The sequence below is a fragment of the Methylobacter sp. BBA5.1 genome, assembly GCF_000746145.1.
Lineage (GTDB): Bacteria > Pseudomonadota > Gammaproteobacteria > Methylococcales > Methylomonadaceae > Methylobacter > Methylobacter marinus.
On sequence record NZ_JQKS01000001.1, the window covers coordinates 189,591 to 208,027 of the forward strand.

General features: G+C 52.8%; 10 protein-coding genes. 3 read left to right on the forward strand and 7 right to left on the reverse strand.

The window, feature by feature from the left end; all coding sequences use genetic code 11:
* From tssM to tagH, 4 genes are all read right to left on the reverse strand, one after another.
* Positions 1-3,546 carry a type VI secretion system membrane subunit TssM gene (gene tssM, locus EK22_RS00840; protein ID WP_036247073.1) on the reverse strand — a complete coding sequence of 1,182 codons (3,546 nt, stop codon included), beginning with the start codon at positions 3,544-3,546 and terminating at the stop codon, positions 1-3.
* Between the two features lie 17 nt (positions 3,547-3,563).
* The gene (gene icmH, locus EK22_RS00845) at positions 3,564-4,904 is read right to left on the reverse strand and encodes a type IVB secretion system protein IcmH/DotU (RefSeq protein WP_036247075.1); all 1,341 of its coding nucleotides are present in this window, start codon (positions 4,902-4,904) and stop codon (positions 3,564-3,566) included.
* 6 nt (positions 4,905-4,910) lie between these two features.
* Entirely contained in the window at positions 4,911-6,248 is a 1,338-nt protein-coding gene (gene tssK, locus EK22_RS00850; protein WP_027146930.1) for a type VI secretion system baseplate subunit TssK, read from the reverse strand.
* 73 nt (positions 6,249-6,321) lie between these two features.
* A complete protein-coding gene (gene tagH / locus EK22_RS00855; RefSeq protein WP_036247077.1) occupies positions 6,322-7,833 on the reverse strand; it encodes a type VI secretion system-associated FHA domain protein TagH in 1,512 nt (503 codons plus the stop codon).
* 351 nt (positions 7,834-8,184) lie between these two features.
* Between tagH and tssJ the strand changes: the two genes are divergently transcribed.
* On the forward strand, positions 8,185-8,688 hold the full coding sequence (gene tssJ / locus EK22_RS00860; protein ID WP_161786365.1) for a type VI secretion system lipoprotein TssJ: 504 nt from the start codon (positions 8,185-8,187) through the stop codon (positions 8,686-8,688).
* Between the two features lie 209 nt (positions 8,689-8,897).
* Here tssJ and EK22_RS00865 read toward each other — a convergent pair whose 3' ends face one another.
* Entirely contained in the window at positions 8,898-10,100 is a 1,203-nt protein-coding gene (locus EK22_RS00865; RefSeq protein ID WP_036247080.1) for a glycosyltransferase, read from the reverse strand.
* Between the two features lie 287 nt (positions 10,101-10,387).
* Between EK22_RS00865 and EK22_RS00870 the strand changes: the two genes are divergently transcribed.
* Positions 10,388-13,177 (forward strand): autotransporter family protein, encoded by a 2,790-nt coding sequence (locus EK22_RS00870; RefSeq protein ID WP_081917711.1) that lies wholly within the window; start codon positions 10,388-10,390, stop codon positions 13,175-13,177.
* A 67-nt stretch (positions 13,178-13,244) separates the two neighbouring features.
* Here the strand turns inward: EK22_RS00870 and EK22_RS00875 are convergent, their stop codons facing one another.
* Entirely contained in the window at positions 13,245-14,741 is a 1,497-nt protein-coding gene (locus EK22_RS00875; protein WP_036247084.1) for a serine/threonine-protein kinase, read from the reverse strand.
* A gap of 40 nt (positions 14,742-14,781) precedes the next feature.
* Positions 14,782-17,175 (reverse strand): caspase family protein, encoded by a 2,394-nt coding sequence (locus EK22_RS00880; protein WP_036247086.1) that lies wholly within the window; start codon positions 17,173-17,175, stop codon positions 14,782-14,784.
* Between the two features lie 743 nt (positions 17,176-17,918).
* Between EK22_RS00880 and EK22_RS00885 the strand changes: the two genes are divergently transcribed.
* Positions 17,919-18,128, forward strand: a complete 210-nt coding sequence (locus tag EK22_RS00885; protein ID WP_020157177.1) for a cold-shock protein — start codon at positions 17,919-17,921, stop codon at positions 18,126-18,128.
* The last annotated feature ends 309 nt before the right edge of the window (positions 18,129-18,437 follow it).

Consider the following 18,437-nt stretch of genomic DNA (forward strand, 5'->3'; position numbering starts at 1 on the left):
TCAAATCCCGGCTATGCAGCGAAAATTTTTCAATGCATCGAATGCAAACGGATTGAATACGCTGTTGGCTCTTAACTCGTATTTCGCCTTCAGCCCCTCGATGTCGAAAGTCACGGCATAGCTATCCTGAGTGGATTTTTGTATGTCAGCTTTGTCCAGTACCCGGAACAAAGCCCAGGCGCCCTCTTCCGAACGGCTGACCTGCCTGCCGTCCAGCCGCTCGAAACCGTACCGGACCAGTCCGCCGCCCGTGCCCGGCCATTGGAACTGCGTGGCCCGCGCCGGGCCATGGCGGTAGCTGATCTGCTGTCCGCCCATGTCGAGCCAGAAACGCGAGGCATTCGAATCAAGCAGCAACGGCTTAAGTTCAAACGAGATAGCCGGCAACTGGCCGCCCCCCTGAAAAAACACGTCGCGTATTTTAGCCGCATTTTGGAACTGGCTCAAAACGCCCTGCGATATGCCGATCGATTGATTGTCCTGGGCAATCAACCTCCAGCGCACACCGCTGGTATCGACAAACGGCTTCAGATGGGTATTGAAAAACTGGTCCAAAACCCCGTTCGGCGCAAAAAATCTGCCGAAATCCTGCAGGGTAATATCGGTGCGACTGGCTTTTGACAATGGATAGCGGCCTTCCAGCGCGCTTTTGCAGATCGTGGTCACTTCGCTTTTCAGGCTGCGATTCAATTGACTCTTGGCTCCTCCCAGAATAATGCCCCAGTTACCCGAAGCCAGCGTTCTGACCCAATCCTGCAAAGGATCCGGCAAGCGTGCCGAGTGCAGTTGAATCTGGGCAATGATATCGTTGCCGCCCGAACTGCGCTGCATCGCCAGATTGACCGCTGCCGAGGCATCGGAAGTACTGCCCAGATCGGCCATGTATCCATAGAGCTGACCCAGATCGGCAATAATCTGATCGATAGCGACGGCGCCGCCGATATTCCTGATTTGAGCGGTCAGCCTTTCGAAATGACGCTCGACTTCCTTTCCTGAATCGCCCGCGGCCTCGGTCGTGACGCCGGCCACTTTGGCCGTATTCAACAGTTTTTGCATGCGCGCATCGCCGCCGGCCGCCTCGACGCCCTGCTTCAATTTATCCAGGGCGCCCGCTTCGGCCGAAACACGCGTCAGCGTCGTCTGCTGATCCAGCGCCTGCAACAGTTTGCGCAAGGGCGAATCGCTGCCGGAAACCACCTCCAGCACTTCGATGGATTGCTGCAGGTTGGCCGTTGACCTGATCTTCAGATTGTTCAGCAAGTCATCCCAGCGCTTGATGAATTCGATGAAATAATAACTGCGCAGCTTGGCTTCCAGTTCAGCTGAATCCTGTACGCCGGCCATGTTATCCTCGCCCAGCACCCACCGCTGCTCGACCGTCTGCTTGGCCAGATCCTTGCTTTCCTTCAAAAAAACCTGATAAAAGCCGTCGTAAGTAAAAAAGCCGGGGATCAGCTGTTCTTCCAGCGTGCCGTTGACGGCCGAGAACACACGGCTTCCGCCCAAACCCAAGGCATCGATCAGTTTGAAATCATAGTCATGGCGCTGCAGGGCCTCGCGCTTGATACGCATGTAAACCTGTTGCGCCACCGGTATTTGCGTCAATATCCGCCGGGTGTCGGCAATCAGCTGATCGTCCAGCTGCTGGGCTTCCGGCGGCAACTTCAACAGATTGTCCAGATGCACCAGCAACCCTTCCTGCACAGCCTGCGGATAGTTGTTTTCCCAGTCCAGCGCGATCCAGGGCCGGAAAATCCGGGCGTCCATTTTATCCCGATTGCCGAGCATCAAATACACACGCAGCAGTTCATATAAAATCTCCGGATTCCTGGATTCCTCGCCGACCAGGCGCTGTTCCAGCCTGGCTTTGATGAGCGGCAGAAAACGGTTCGCCAATTGCTTGCCGTAGGCGCTTTCGACCAGGGGCCTGACTTTGTCGCCCTGGTAAAGCCCGAACTGCATGGACCAGGGCGCGTCTTCCGGAAAAACGTCCCGCACGGCGTAAAGCGCATCCATCTGTTTTAACAAGGCGGCGAAATCGCTTTTCCATTCGGGCGTATCGGCAACTATTTTTTCGTACTGTCCGTTTTTATCCTGCACGTCGGCAATCGCCAATTGATTGCGCGTGAAACTGGTCGACCATAAGGCAGCCATGCCGATCGTCAGTGCCATGGCCGCTCCGTATGCCAATCTTTGCATCAGCGTGCGGCGCTGTTCCACGCGCTGGTTCAAACCGACGATTTCCGCCTCGCCAAAGATCACTTCCTTAAGCAGACGCGTCAGAAAATAGCTTTTGCCCTTGCCGCTGAACACCGGCGCCGAAAAACGGTCGAGCTTGAAAGTACTGGCCAGTATGCCCATCAGCCGGTCAATCGGCGTACCTTCCTGCGTGCCGCTGGTGAAATAAACGCCGCGCAGCAAGGCAGGCGCCTGATAGCGGTTAACGCCGAAGCATTGCTGCAGGAAGCTGGTCATCGGCTCCTTCAGCAACGACATGCGCTGCGGAAAACCAAAAATCAGATTGCGGCGCTGAAGATCCCGCTCTTCCTGCAAGCGCTTCTGCATGCGGTCATTCAATCGCGCCAACAGCTCGTCATAGTCCTGCCCCACACGGGCGATAACATCGGCCGGCTGTTGTTCATTCTCTTCCGGAAAGGTGACGCCCCACACCTGGGTGCGCTCGTCATGGCCGAAATCGGCGAAAAAATCGGTGAAGCCCGCGATCAGGTCCGTTTTAGTGAACAGCATATAGATCGGGATGCGAATGCCGAGTTGCTCATTCAATTCCTGGATGCGCTGCCGGATAGCCTGTGCATGCAGCGTGCGCTCTTCCTCGGTCTGGCGAAGCAGATCGGACAGACTCATCGCGACCAGCACGCCGTTGACGGGCCGGCGCGGCCGGTGTTTTTTCAACAGATCCAAAAAGCCCAGCCAGGCCGCTTTGTCGACGGATTCATGACTGTCCTGGGTGGTATAACGGCCGGCCGTATCGAGCAATACCGCCTGATCGGTAAACCACCAGTCGCAGTTGCGCGTGCCGCCGACCCCCTGGATGGCGCTTTTACCGAAGCGGTCCGACAATGGAAACTCCAGGCCGGAATTGATCAAGGCCGTGGTTTTGCCGGAACCCGGCGGACCGATAATGATGTACCAGGGCAGCTCATAGAGATACTGCCTGCCTTGCGACGACTTGTTTTTGGTCTGCTTCAGGGTTTGCAAGGCGGCATCGAAGTTTTGCCCGAGCACGCCGATTTCTTCGGCCGACTCATGATCGACCAGCAACGGATCGGCTCCTTTTGTCTCCACCAGTTCATTGACCATCTGCGTGTTGGCGCGGTTGGCTTTGACCTGAATACGCAGGTTATTGGCGCCCCACAGCACCACGATAACCAGAATGGCGATTAACCGCGACACCTCGGATTCAAACGGAACCTTGCCGCCTATCGCGATCAATGGACCGAAAAACCATAACACCAGACTCAGCGCGATAATGCCAATGAGCTGTATCACCCATTTTTTCTTGAAGAAATCGATAATTTTTTTCACGATTGACCTTAAAATTCTTAAAAATTGATTTCTATACGCCGATTCATGGCCCGGTGCTCCGGACTGTCGTTAGGAACCAAACTTTGCGTATCCGCGCGCCCTTCCGAGGCAATCGGATGGCTAAACCGGGCCCGGCTGTTTAAAAACGCCGCCACGGTCTGGGCTCTGGCACTGGACAAATCCCAATTGGAAGGAAAGCGGGCCGTGAAAATGGGCACATTATCGGTATGCCCGACCACGGTGATAGGATCGGTGACGGTAGCCAGCGCCTGGGCAATTTTTTCCAGCAACGGATAATACATGGTCTGAACCTGGTCGCTGCCGGAGGCAAAAAAGCTCTTGGCCATGATTCTGATTACGGTTTTGCCGTTAACCGAGTCTACAGTGACTTTATTCTGCTGAATTTCAGGCGCCAGAAACGCGCTGATATCGTCGATAATATTTCTGACCGGCACGACTTCCGGCTGTGCTTGCGGCCGGGGTTTGTTGACGGCCACCCTGGCTTCGAGATCGTCCTTAATCTTATACAACTGGCTCAGCAACGGATTGGAAGCCTGATTGACAGCATACAGAAACCCCAGGAATACCAGCATCAGGATTAAGCCGGTCAGCGAGGCCACAACCCACAAAGGCACATATTTGGCCAGCACATTGCGCTTGTCGGTAATACCGCGCCAGTGCGCGGACAATTCCTTTTCAAAGTCGCCTCTTTGCCGGCGAATAACCAGGTACAGGTTTTCGCGCACTTCTTCAAGCCGTGTCGAGCCGTGCTCCAGCACCCGGTACTTGCCCTCGAAACCCAGACTCAGGCAAAAATAAAACAACTCCAGCAAATGCAGGTAAGTGCCGGGTTGCGCGATCAAATTCTTCAGTATCTGAAAAAACTTCTCGCCGCCCCAGGATTCCTTATGAAAGGTGACCAGCAGGTTCTGTGTGGTCCAGAGACTATTGCAGCCCCACGGCGTATTGAGTATCGATTCGTCCAGCAGCGAGCACAGCGCATAACGCGCGGCCTGCACGTGCTCAGGCTGGCAGCCAGCCTGCAGGGCCTGGGTCTCGAAGTTTCTTACCTCGCTGATCAGCTTATTTCTAAGCCCCGGTATGTCGGCATGCGATGCGGAGTTACGCAGCTGCGTCACCAGCGACAATAGCGCCATGGCGCTGCCGACCAGCGGATTGTCGCCCGATTGCAGATTGATCCGCTGGGTCAGTACCTCGGCAGCACCGGGGCCAAAGGCCGGTGCCGTCTGTTCCGGATGCGGGGGCTCCGAAGCGGGTTTTCGTCGCAGACCCGGCGAAGGTTTCAGAACAGTTTTGTCGTCGTCTAGAAAGTTGCCGAAAGGATCACCATTATTCACGCTGTGTTACCCGTTTTTAATTGCCCAAAATTCAAGTTCAAGACCCGGAAATTCGCCGGCTATATGGATGGCAAAGCCGCCGGACTTGCGCATTTGCTGCCAAAACTCGCTCTGCTTGTTCAATTCAAAATAGGAAAAGCCCGCATGATAGGGAATCTGCCGGGGCGCGACCGGTAACGGATGCACGGTGATGCCGGGCAGCGCCGACCTGACCAGTTGCTGAATTTGTTCGACCGGGCCGATTTTAACCTGAGTCGGAAACTGGCTGCGCAACAATTCAACTGGCACCTGTGCGTTCACGGCCAATACGAAGAAGGCGTCTTTCAGTAAATTGTAATCGGGTATTTTCGCCGCGCGTGTGCCGTATTTTGGCGGCGTCAGCGGGATCGGTATGGCGTTTTGCTCCAGCACCAGGCTCAGGCAGTCGCGTATTTCCTCGATGACATAGCTGAAGGTGAGTTGCAGGTTGTCGTGCTTGTAAACAGGCAGACTGACGGGACGCTTTTTGGGTTTGGAGAAAGTCGACAGCTCGCCGGCCACTTGCAGCGCAATGCGGTAGAAATCCTCCGGATGCATGCCGGGCAGATGCTGCAGGTGCTCGAAAAGCGGTTCCAGCCGGTTGATGACCTGCAGCAATAAAAAATCGGAAATTTCCGAAACGCCTCCGCGCCCCGCTTCCGACGCCCTGCCGGCCAGCGCCTCGCCCCGGGTATGCAGCAAACCGCAGATCTCCTTAATAAAGCCGATGATTTTCGGATTGGCAAGGCAATCAAGGCTGGGAGGGATAAATTCTTCGTCGAGAATCACGTTCTTGTCGGCGCGCGATTCGATGACCCGGGCCACGCCTATGCAGATATGGCCGGCACGTTCCTGTTTTTCCAGCATCAGGCTGGTATGCAACCGGCCAATCATGACCTCGGAAACTTCGTTGCTGTTGGTATTGTGATCCCTGACTTCCGTTTCCACGGCGTGATAGCGCGCCAGATTATTGGGCTTTTCAGCGCTGTCGACTTCGATGGATCCTTCAAGGCGCGCCGGCAGGGACAGATAGATAATGCTGTTTTGCACATCGACCGGTATGTCGATAGGCTGGGGCAATTCGTCATCGGCCGGCAGGTTAAAAGGCGTGCCGTCCGGAAAAATGCCGCTGCATTCGGCCAGCGCAAACTTGCCCATCGCCAATTGCCGCTGGTCGATTTTCAGTCGGGCAATGCCCCAGTCATAGACCCGGCCCACACCGCACCGCCCCCGCACCAAGGCTTCGATATAGCGGTCATGCTGCTGAAAATGTTGCGGGCGCAAGAACATCCCCTGCGACCAGATTACTCTGTTATTCTCTGACATTATTTTTCGTGCCCCCCGCACTTATACTGCAAATATCATATCCAAAAACCCTGAATTTGGAATATTGTTATTTTTATTTTTCCGTCCGTAGATTGCTCAACTGCTTCATTTGTTTTTCATAGGCTTCGGCAAAGGCATCACCGAAAAAATCTTCCATCGCCTGTTCGACCACCCGTGGATAAAGACTAGTATATTTATCCCAACATTTTGATTTTTTTTGCAAAACCAGCCCTTCCTCAAACTGTTTTTCGATCAGTTTCGGATCGAACTGTCTTAAAATTTGCGCCAGGGACGCCTGGATGCCGGCCTGCATGGCCATCTGATGGCTCATGATATCGTTGATGCCCTCATCGATCGCCTCGACCGAATCCTTGAATCCGCCCTGCCCGTTTTTAACCAGATGCGTTAAGGCATCCTCGGTGGTCACGGCGAATTTAAGCGGATTGTTATTGGTTGTCCTTATGGTCGTCATACTGACGCGGAACTGGCTTTTGAATTCCGCGCGGCTCCTGAGCACCGCCACGGTACCCTCGACCAGTTTTCTGAACATCAAGCCGATCCGGCGCATGGTTTCCGGCGCCGCCTGCTCCAGCAAGTCTTTTTTCTCTACTCCGGCGCCCTGCAAAAATACCTTGAACAACTCATCCGAGCCAGCGGGCTGAACGGCTGCCGAGGTTTGCATAACCGGGGCCTGCTCAGGAACTGCCGGCCTGTCCTGAGTAAAATCCCGGTCCGGGACCGGGGCCCCGGACACCGGCACTTCCGGCTCCAGCATCTTGCCGAGCAGATCCTCGGACACGGGTTCGATTTCCGCTGTCTCCGGCGGCAATTGCTCGGCTGTTTCCGGCTCAAACCCTTGAAACCAGCTGTGCTCATCGGCTGGCGCACCTGGCTCGGAATTAAATAATTCCTCGAAATTAAAGTCGTCGGGGATTTCATTAGCGCTTTGCGGAGCCGCGAACGGGGCGGGCGGAATATAGCTGTCATGGATTGTCGCTATATTAGCCTGCATCAGGCTGTCGAATTTCGGTTGCCCCTGGTCATCAGGGTCCGGCTGCAACAGGTTATCGGATATCGGGAAAGGCGTGTCGGCCGTGTTGCCAAGAAACGCGTCCAGATGCGGATCGTCTTGGGATGTAGCGTTAAAAATATCGTCTACCGGTGCGAAAGGGGCGGGCTCGTAGGATGGATTTTCGGCGACAGGCGAGTCCGTAAACGACGAAGCGAATACGTCCGGCTCGAAAGCCAAGTCGTCCGCTTGCTGTTCCTGCGTCATGGAAACCAGAATTTCATATTCGCCTATCCTCAGGCGCATGCCGTCGGCCAGCACCTGGGTCGCGTTATTGAGCGGCGATTCCTGATTGTCGATATAGGTGCCGCTTAAACTGGAGTCCTTGAACAGATATTGACCATTCTCAAACAGGATGGACGCATGTCGCCTGGACACAAACTTTTCAGGATCCGGCAGCGCCAATGTATTTTCGTCGGCACGCCCGATCGTTCCCCCGTTGCTGTCGAAAACAACCTCCGTACCGGCGCCGAAGGGCTGCCCTTTGAATGATATTATTTTTAGCGATAACGACATACCTACCCTACTCCTGAATTTATGATGCTTATCCGTTTAACAAACTCTAACCGTAGATAATCAAAAACCTTCCGGGAAAGCTAATATACAACCTGAACCGTGATTATTATAATTTTTCCAAGCCGCCTTAAATCAAATTATCCGCCATCGATACCGGAAAAAAACCCTGAACGCAGGGGCCTCGACCAGGAGGTCCGCCAGCAAAACCTTGCAGGCTGGCTGCTTTAACGCTAGAATCGAACGCATTCAAAATCCCTTGTTTTTCCGTTCCTAAGCATTACAAATTCATCTAATTTGTGATCAGAAGCGGACTTCACCCTGACCGTTCATTGATGAACTCGAGGCTAAATCGTGCTTGGCATTAACAGTTTTATACGCAGCGGTTCGCTGCCCTGTCTGGTTATTTGTTGTCTACTCATTCTAAGCGGATGCAGTTTATTCCAGGAAGATGTCTCGAGTACGGCAACGCCGGAGCCCTTCATGGTTGAGCTTAATCTTGCCGCCACTAACGAGCTGAATCCGGATATTGAAGGCCGAGCATCACCGCTGGTCGTGCGCATTTATCAGTTTGAAAGCATTGCTGCCTTTAATAATAGCGATTTTTTCGCTTTATATGAAAATGATCAGGCTCAGGTTGGCAAGGATATCAAATACCGCGAAGAACTGGAAATCAGGCCCGGACAAAAAATCAGCGACAAACAGGAGCGACAACCCGGCGCTCGTTATATAGCCGTGCTTGCGGCCTTCCGCGATCTCGATCAGGCGCAATGGAAAGCCTTTATCGAAATGAAGGCCGACCAGAATGAAGTGTTCACTGTCAATCTCGACAAAACCAGCGTCAGCATTGCCCGATAGCCTGGGTACGAGAGTGTGAAAGAATTAGTGAAAAACGTCATAAAAAGCCTTATTCACCACGAAGATCACGAAGGACACGAAGAAAAAATTAGGTTAATCAAAAGTTTAAAACTTCGTGCTCTCGATTGCTGTTCCAGACGCAATTCTACCGCCTCCATCCTTGGAGGCGTTCGTGTCCTTCGTGGTTAAATTCTTTAAATTGAATACTTTCACAGCCTCGTACCCATTATCAGCGCCTCGCAGCGTTCGACAATACGAAGCGCCTGGGTCTCGGGAACCAGCCCCGCATATTTACCGGCGAATTTTTCCGCCGTTTTCGTATATTTGCCGTTCGATAAAATTTCCATAACCGCTGAACGATAATTCGGCTTTTTCGTCTCGGCCGGAATACACACGCCGGCGCCGAGCGAGGCCACATTTCTTGCCGTCAACGCTTGTTCCAGATGCATCGGCAACATCAGCAACGGCCTGCCGGCCAGCAGCATGGCCGCGACAATGCCGGCGCCGGCATGACAAATAACCGTTTCGCATTGTGACGCCGCTTGCCGCATGTTCACCGGTTGCGCCGAGATATGCAGATTGGCGCTGCTGTTTTTTTGTATAAACGCTGGGGTCGTACCCGGTATATGGGCCAGCACCGACCAGGACGAAGTCCGCAATTGCCGCAGCAACGGCTCCAGGCCTGCATAGTCCCTGTTCAGATAGGCAAACAGGCGTTTATCACCCACGCCAGGCCATACCGGCTCAATGCCTTCCGACCCAGTAAAGAACGGCCCCCAATATCCGCCTTGCTTGCGCCCCTGATAATGATCAAGTTCCGGCAAGGTACAGAGAAAATTCTCCTCGACTTCGAACAAATCCGCCAGAACCGTCAGCCTCCGCCCACCGACCTGCTCCATCACCGAATTTATCATCGTTACGATCAGCGCTTCACTGTTGACCAGTTCTTGTTCCGGCACGTGCAGCCAGGGCTGCATCGTGGGCATCGGGCTGAGCCGGGGCGGCGAATAAAAGCCGGTGCCGAACAAGGCACGCGGAATCGCCAGGCCGCGGGCAGCCAGCAGCGCCGTCGGTGCGTGGTCAAACAGCAAAATGTCCGGTTTCAGACACGCTATCAACGTTTTCCAGGCTTGCGTTCTGGCCAAAAGCCCTGCCGGCTCATGAAAACCCGTGTTGCGCAAGATACCGGCATAGTTTATCGCCGGCGGCACGGCGGCGCCCCCCGGCCAGCGCATGGGGGCCTGAACATAGGAAAAATCGTACTTACCGAGCAGCGTATGGGCATGCGCAAGATCCTTCAGGACAAAAATGACCTCATGCCCGCGTTCCTGGAATTGTTTTGCCACGGAAAGAAAAGCTCCGATATGGCCGTACCCCGCGCCCAATTCCCAGGCATAGAGAATTTTGCTCATGTCCTGACAGCCCGGAACAACAATGGCGGCGAAAAAGAGCTTGTTTTTAGTGACATTCTTTTATTTTTTCCAACCGTGAGAAAGATCCAGGCAATGATCCTTTGCAGACAGCCAATCTTCGTTAACGAAAATTTATCAATGGGATTTTTGCAATTGCCGGCATCATATATAAGTCATGCTCAGCTGTCAGTATTCTGCTAAGATTCATTATATTCGTCAGCGATGAATAAAAAAATAACGCTGTCGGCGGATGACGTTCCGCCTGTTATAGAGGAGCTCCCCTTATTATGCAATTGCCCTTGGCATACCCTAAGCACCCGTCCGTTTATCCTGAGAAACCGGACTCGAAAAATGCTGTCTATCAACCGCTACGTTTGTATGGTTCCAAGCCATTAATATTGGCCGCCTGGAGTATGATGGCGCTGACGCCGCTGTCCGTGGAGGCTTGGACGCTGGCATTTGCCCAGGATCCCTATACTTTCGATGAGGCTGCGGGGACAAGACAGTTGGGCATTACCGTCACTCAGGAACCGAACGATTATGGTGGCTGTAATTTTTCAGGTACCGTCACGCCTACTAGCGGATCGGCAATTGAAGGTAGCGATTATACATTGGATGGCGGGTTTTCTGTTCAAACCGACTTTAACTTCAATGAGGTTCAAACCACCTACTCAACGACTGTAGACATTAGTATTAACGATGATTCCCAGCCAGAAAATTCCAAAGACATTCAATTGAGCCTCCAAAGTCTAAGCTGTGGCGAGGAGCTCATCACTAGTAATGCGACAGCCACCGTCAACATCACCGATAATGACACAGCCGGCACGGTAAGCCTGGACAGCGCTTCGTACAGTGTCAGTGAAAGCGGCGGCAGCATCACTATTTCCGCCACGCGCTCGGATGGCGCCGATTCGGCCATCTCCGTTGATTTCTCCACAACGGATGGCACGGCGGTTGCCGGTCAGGATTTTGACGCCGTATCCGGCACCCTGAACTGGGAGGACGGTGAATCCGGCACAAAGACCATCGTGATCCCTATAACATCCGATTCAACCAAAGAACCGGACGAGACATTTACCTTGAATCTCAGCAATCCCAGCACTGGCCTCAGTCTAGGCACCAGCAGCACGACCGTGACGATCCTCGATGACGACAATGCCGGTGTCGTCAATCTCGACAGTGCGACCTACAGCGTCAATGAGAAATCCGGGCATGTCACCGTCTCGGCCACGCGCTCAAATGGTTCGAGCGGTAGCGTCACTGTCGACTATAACACTCATAACGGCACGGCGGTTGCCGGCCAGGATTTCGATGCCGTCTCCGGCACCCTGAGCTGGGCCGACGGCGAATCCGGCACAAAAACCATCGACATTCCAATCAGCGCCGATTCCATAACCGAGCCGAACGAGAGCTTTAGCATTGATTTAAGCAATCCCACCAATGCCCTGACATTAGGCACCAGCAGTTCAACCGTTACGATAATGGATGAAACGGCGCCGGGCACCGTAGCATTCAACGTAGCGCAGGATACGGTAACCGAAGGCAATGCGATCACGGTAACGGTGGAAAGATCAGGCGGCGTCGACGGCGAGGTGCGTGTTGATTACGCCACCACGGACCGCTCTGCCCTTGCCGGCAGCGACTATACCGGGAAATCGGGCACGCTGGTATGGAATGATGGCGATGCCAGTCCGAAAACAATCACGATCGATACCGCCGCCGATAGCGACACGACCGAACAGGACGAATTGTTTTCGATCAGCCTGTCCAACCCGACAGGCGCCGCGCTCGGCGCCATTGACACGATCAATGTCACGATAACCAATACCACGCCGCAGCTGAGCGCGCTCGACAACCTCACGCCCAACCAACGGTCGATCGCCGCGGCATTGGACCAGTCATGCGCCGCGGCAACCGGCGAATTCAGGCAGCGTTGCGACGAACTGTATCTGTCCGGGCTGAGCAATGATGAAATACGGCAAATTCTCGATGCCATCGCTCCCGAGCAAATAGCCTCCCAGGGATCGGCTGCCGTCGATTTCGGGTCGCAACAGCTACAGGTTATTCATGGCCGCATCGTTGAACTGCGAAACAGGCAAAATGGCAGCGGCATCTCCGTGCTCGGCTTCTCCATGGATGTCGACGGCGAAAACGTGGCGCTAGGCAAATTGGCGCAGCATGCCTTCAACAATGCATTGGGCGGCGCGGCCGGCGACGAGCCGTTCAGGGATAGCCCGCTAGGTTTCTTTCTGAAAGGCCAGATCAAAGTCGGCGATAAAAACAAGACCGGGCGCGAAAAGGGGTTTGAACTTGAAACCAAAGGCATTACGCTGGGGGTCGATTATCGGTTTACCGACGCATTGATCATGGGCATGGCGGCCGGTTACGGTCATACGAATACGGATTTTGATAACAATGGCGGCGACATGACCACGCAATCCGGCGACTTCGCCGTCTATGGCAGTTATTTTCTGCCCAAGGATTTTTATGTCGACTGGGTCATGAGTTATGCCATTCATGATTACGAAATGGACCGGCGCATCATTTATCCCGGCATGATCAGTTCGGCGACCAGCAACCCGCAGGGCGACCAGTACGGTGGCAGCGTGGGCTTCGGCAAGGATATCTATATAGCTAATTTCTTTATCAGCCCTTATATTCGCGGCGAATATATCGAAACCACGATCGATCAATATAACGAACAGGGCGGCGCGGGATTTGCCCTGAGTGTGGCGGACCAATCGATTTCATCGTTGACGACGACGCTGGGCAGCCAGTTCAGCCAGTCGATCAGCATGCCCTGGGGCATTCTCGCGCCGGGCGCCCGCTTCGAATGGGTGCATCAATTTGAAGACAGTGCGCGCGCCATCCAGTCCCAGTTTGTCAGCGCGCCGGCCGGCACGGGTTATTTCACGACCCTGACCGACAGCCCCGACCGCGATTACTTCAACCTCGGCGCTTCAATTGCGGCAACCCTGCCTGAAGGCCGGTCGGCCTTTTTCCGCTATGAAACCCGCGTAGGGCAATCCGACCTTTCCTATCATCTGTTGGAATTAGGGGTCAGGATTCCTTTTTAGGAAAGCACAAGGGGCGGCCCGACCGGTCGCCCCTAAGGTTTATCATGCTCAAACTTTAGCCTTATTGTTATCGCTTCATCTGCAATATCTGCTCTTTCAATGCCAGCAGGCCTTGTTTTTTAGGCAATGCCTCCAGCCCCTCTTCAATTTTTGCCAAACTTTCATCGAACTTTTGCTGATCGAATAATTCGTTCGCCTGTTCTTCGATCAAGTTCGCAATCTTCTCCAGTCCCTGCTTGGCTTCTTTATTATAAGGATCGATGGACAGCGCTTGGCGATACGCCCATAAGGCATTGCTGCCTGAAGGCGCGGTAATGTAACCGACTTCAAAATGGATTTCCGCCAGTTCGAGCAGATCCTTGACCTGGAGCTGCTGCTCCGGTGTCAGTTCAACCACTTCCGGCAAGGTATCCAGATTCTGATAAACATAGACATAACCGCCGGCCGCCGCAATCAACGCCACAATCGATGCCGCCCCAAGGATACGCGGCCAGGGCGATTTGGGCTCTATCTCATCAAAGAATTGCGTGATGGAAACGGTTCTCTGCTCTCTTTTCAGCGCCAGGGCATGCGTTAGGGCGTTCCACTGCCGGCGTTTCAGCCCCGGAATCGCCGGCGGCTGCAGATTGACTTCCATCGCCTTCTGGGCGGACAGTTTTCCGAAAGGGTGTTTACCGGCCAGCAGTTCATAGCTGACGCAAGCCAGCGCGTAAATATCATCGCGCGGATCGGGCGCGCGGTTTTCAAACATTTCCAGGCTGGCATAAGCCGGCGTCAGCGCCCCCAAGTCGCGGGCATTGAAAACCGTCTCGTCATGGCCTTGCCGGTCCGATCTTACCGCTGCACAGGCGATGCCGAAATCCAGCACCTTGACCTCGCCGCTGTCGGTGATGAAGATATTGCCGGGCTTGAAATCCGAATGGATGATGTTCTTTTTATGCGCATAACCCAACGCCAAGGCCAGTCCTTTAATGATAGGCCAGGCCTTGGTGAACGGAATGCCGCCCTGAGGGGCGATCTCGCGTATATATTGAGAAAGCGACTTTCCTTCCAGAATTTCCATGACCATAAAAATATTGCGGCCGTCGCGATCGAAATCGTAAACGTTGACAATATTCGGATGGGCCAGCATCTGCGATTTCTTCGTTTCACGCTGGAGTGCAATGAACAGTTCGGGGTCATCCCTGAATTCCTCGTTCAACACTTTCAACGCAACATCGGTCTGCTGGTCCTGCGCTTCCTGACGACGCAGATCGGTCGCCCTGAACACGGTACCCATGCCGCCGCTGCCGAGAACCTCCTTGAGCACGAAGCGCTTGTTCAGTACCGCGCCTACTGTCAAGGCTTCGGACTTTTCCTCCCTGTTTGTCTCTCTGAAAGTGGCCGTGGCCAGGACAGTGGCGTCATCGGCCGGAACCGGCTTTTTTGCCGGCTGGGCCAGAACCGTCGCATCATCATTTTGCTCGGGCGCATGCCTTAATGTGTCTAACGCATCGGATGGCCGACGCATCGTTCTTGCCGGCGCGATTTGCGTCGCGTCATCGGCTAAATCATCTGGATTCATGGTTACATATCTCTAAATCAAATAAAACAATCTATCCTTTTTAGCTGCGCGGCACGAAAAAGAACGGACTGCCCTCGTGCCCGGCATGCTGCATGGCGGAATACTGCGGACTTTGCTGAAAACCGATCTGTGATGCGGACTGCTTGACTTTAGCGGAGACGATTCTGTACAGCTCATAGTCCTCGAGCAAGCCGTTATTGCTTCCCAGCGCCTTAAGAAAGGCATTGGCAAATACCGAATGGCCGTCGCTGCCCGAGTCCAGTACCGGCTTGACGCCCCCTGAGGTCATGACGGTTCTGGCTTTTCGATTATTCATGAATTTCAGCCATTTCTCGCGTTTCTCCTCAGCCATTTCATCGGGCAGGCGCACGATCGAGGTTTCGGTCATGGCACCGGAATAACATGAATCAGCGATGACCAGAATATGCTTGGCCGAAAGAATGCTCAAATACCGGGTGATATTATGACTGGACAGCCAGTTGGCGCTATTGTCCGTTTCCGCATCGGCTGGCAGCCAGTAGGCGCTTTGATCGCTCTTATCGATCTCACCGTGACCGGCATAATAAATCAGCAGATTATCCTTTTCGGTCAGCACTTTTCTCAGATCATTGAAAGCTGTCATGATCTGATGCCGGCTGGCATTAATCAATAGCGTGGTTTTATAGCCGTAACGCGTCCGCAACATGTCGTCGACCGCTTTCGCGTCATTAATTGATGTTTTAAGCGTCGGCAGCTGCGAATAATCATTATTGCCGATAATCAGCGCATAAAACCGGCCAAAGTCGACGGACGGATAAGTTTTGGAACTGGCCTTGACCGGCAAGGCTTGTTCATCGGCGGCCACGGCCTGGCTTTTAGCCAGCAAGTTGAACGTCACGATGCTGCGTTTACCCTGTTTATCGACCGCCACGATCTTGACCGGCGTCAAGGCATTGTCAATAGCGATATCGGAACGGAATATGCCGTCGGCGTCGACCGGTGTTACCTGGTCATTGATGCGCAGCGTTTCCAGGCTATCGGCAACAGCGATTTTGCCGACAATTTTTTTGCTACGGTCGATGGATCTAAGCTGATAGCTCGGGATGCCGCGGGTCAGCGTCATCGGCGGATCGATGATGTCGATGACCGGGCCGTTTTTCGCTAACATCTCGTCCGGCGCCTTTTCAAGACTTGCGAGGGTCTGCCGCTCTTGTCCGATCGTCTTTTTCAGTTCCTTGATTTGCAACCCCTGAGCCAGCAATTCGCCTTTGTCCTGTTTGAGTTTGCCACGTAATTTTTCGAAGGCAAGTTTTTCCTGCGTGGAGCCTGTTTGCGGCGTTTTGTTTTCAATGGCATTCATATCCATTTTGATGCGGACGGATGTATTGTAGTATTCCGCTTCCAGCGATTTCAGCTGCTCTTGCAACTGCTCCAGTTTTTGTCTGGATTGCGCCACCTGTTGTTGATGCCCGGAATCGGGGGCCGAAACGGTGCCATTCTTCCCAGCCTTGGCCTGCTGCTGTTCCGTGCTGAGCTTTGTTTCAAGTTGGGAAACTTTGGTTTGCTGATCGCTCACGCTGGATAGTTTTTCTTGTAAATCCTTTTCCAGCGACCGGATCAGGGCATCATTGCGATTGGATTTTCCGCGTTCCTGCTCCAGTTTATTTCGCGTGTTGTTGAGTTGTCTGCGAAGGTCGGACAATTTTCGCTGCTGCCCGGACAACTGCCGCCGGGTCTCATCCAACTGCTTGCGCAGGCTTTTGGCCTCTTGCGCATAACTTTGCGATTCCTGGCGTAATTCTTCCAATTGTCCTTTATAAGTGTCGGCCACGGCAGCTTCAGTCACCGATGCAAACTGCAAGTCCGAGTTCTCCAGTCCTGAGGCTTTGCGGTACCAGTTCAACGCGGTCGGAATGTCTTTCTTTACGCCCAGGCCTTTCTCATAAAGATAGCCGAGGTTAACCTGAGCCCTGGAATTGCCTTGCTCGGCCGCTTTTAAATACCATTGCGCCGCCATAGCAGGATCGGCCGCGCCGCCCAGGCCTTTTTCATAGATTTCCCCCAGCGTCACCTGAGCTTCGGCATCGCCCTGTTGCGCCTGCGGCAACCACACTTTCAACGCCGAGGCGAAATTGGCGCGGTCATAAGCCACATATTCGCCGCCGCGAATTTCGCATTCGCCGGCTGTCGTTCTGATGGGGCGCCGGCTGGAAATGTAGGTCATCTGCGTGCCGAGCTTGCGAACCTGCCCCGGCAACAAGCAATCGACAATGAAAAGCTTGTCGGTGTCCTTAGGCGAAAAGCCTTCTGTTGCCTTCGAACTGTTAAGGTCACTGCCGGGACCGGCCTGGCAACCGATCAGCACGGTAAAAAACAAAAACAGAAAGAAATATTTGGGCTTTGCAGTCCGTGCAACACAGACTGCGGAAGTGGTTATTTTTTTTATAGGAATCATTTTTCAATTGCCCCGATATTATTAGCGATTGACTCGCACAAACAGATAATAAACCCCGACAAGATTGTATATCATGTGGCTGGCTAATAATATGGTTAACCATCACAACACCACCCCTTAACATCTCCTTCAGCCAAGCCCTTCAGCAGATCAGCTTCAGCTGTTCGAACATACCGGGATCCGCATGAAAATGATTCAGATGCGATATATTTTCATCCGGCCGACCAAGCCCGAACGGCCCTTAAATCAGTCGAATTTGTTTATAGCATCCATGACAAGAGATGGGAACAGAGACATAGAAAAACTGTTAGATACTTAACAGCTGATTTGGCTTTAATCGAGCTTTTTAGTTAGAAAGTTGATTATTAATTTTTAAAAATTGTAAATACGGCTAATTCATCGCTTGGTTTTAAAGTCGCATGAAGGCTATTTAATGCAAATTTGATATTGAAAAATATATGCCTCGAGCATTAAATACATTGCTAAAAATACTAATTTATCTATACTGTAGTCAGCTTTTATGCGCATTTTTTACTGGTCCGGATTTTTTCTGCATCCCGCTTTTCAGCCCGGATAACAGCGGTCTTCAATTTGATCAAAATATTAATTTTTTATGTTTTGCTCTGCCAGTATTTTTAGTGCTACTATTGGCTGCGGTAAAAAGTTTGAGCCGGCTTTATTGTTAAGGCTGGGATTTATAACGCCAACTGAAATTGGCGATTTTTTTAAGTTAAGAGTGTAATATGTCAGAGCAAGTCGTAGGTACCGTTAAGTGGTTCAATGATGAAAAAGGGTTTGGATTTATTGAACAAGAAGGTGGCAAAGATGTTTTTGTTCATCACAGTGCAATTAACGGCACCGGCCGCAAAACCTTGCGCGAAGGCCAAAAAGTTACCATGCAGGTAACCCAAGGCCAAAAAGGCCCGCAAGCTGAAAATGTAACCCCAGCGTAACAAATCTAAATCGGCCCAAGAGTCGCCTGACTTTTGGGCTTTAGTTTAGTGAATAGCAATAATGCAACCCCTTTCTCGGTAAAATCTACCGGTCATCCGTCAACAACCCCAAAGATCACTTAGGTTTATTAACGGGTACTCCGCATATTTCAAAGCCATAGCCGGCATTTTTGCCCCGGCAAGGCTGCCACGTCTTTATCTTTTAGCGTTACCATATTATGTTATCGCTGATCCAAACTGATCGAATCGCATTCCGATTACCGGCTTTTCCAAACCGTGCGGCTATTTGTGTTATCACTGAAAAATCAT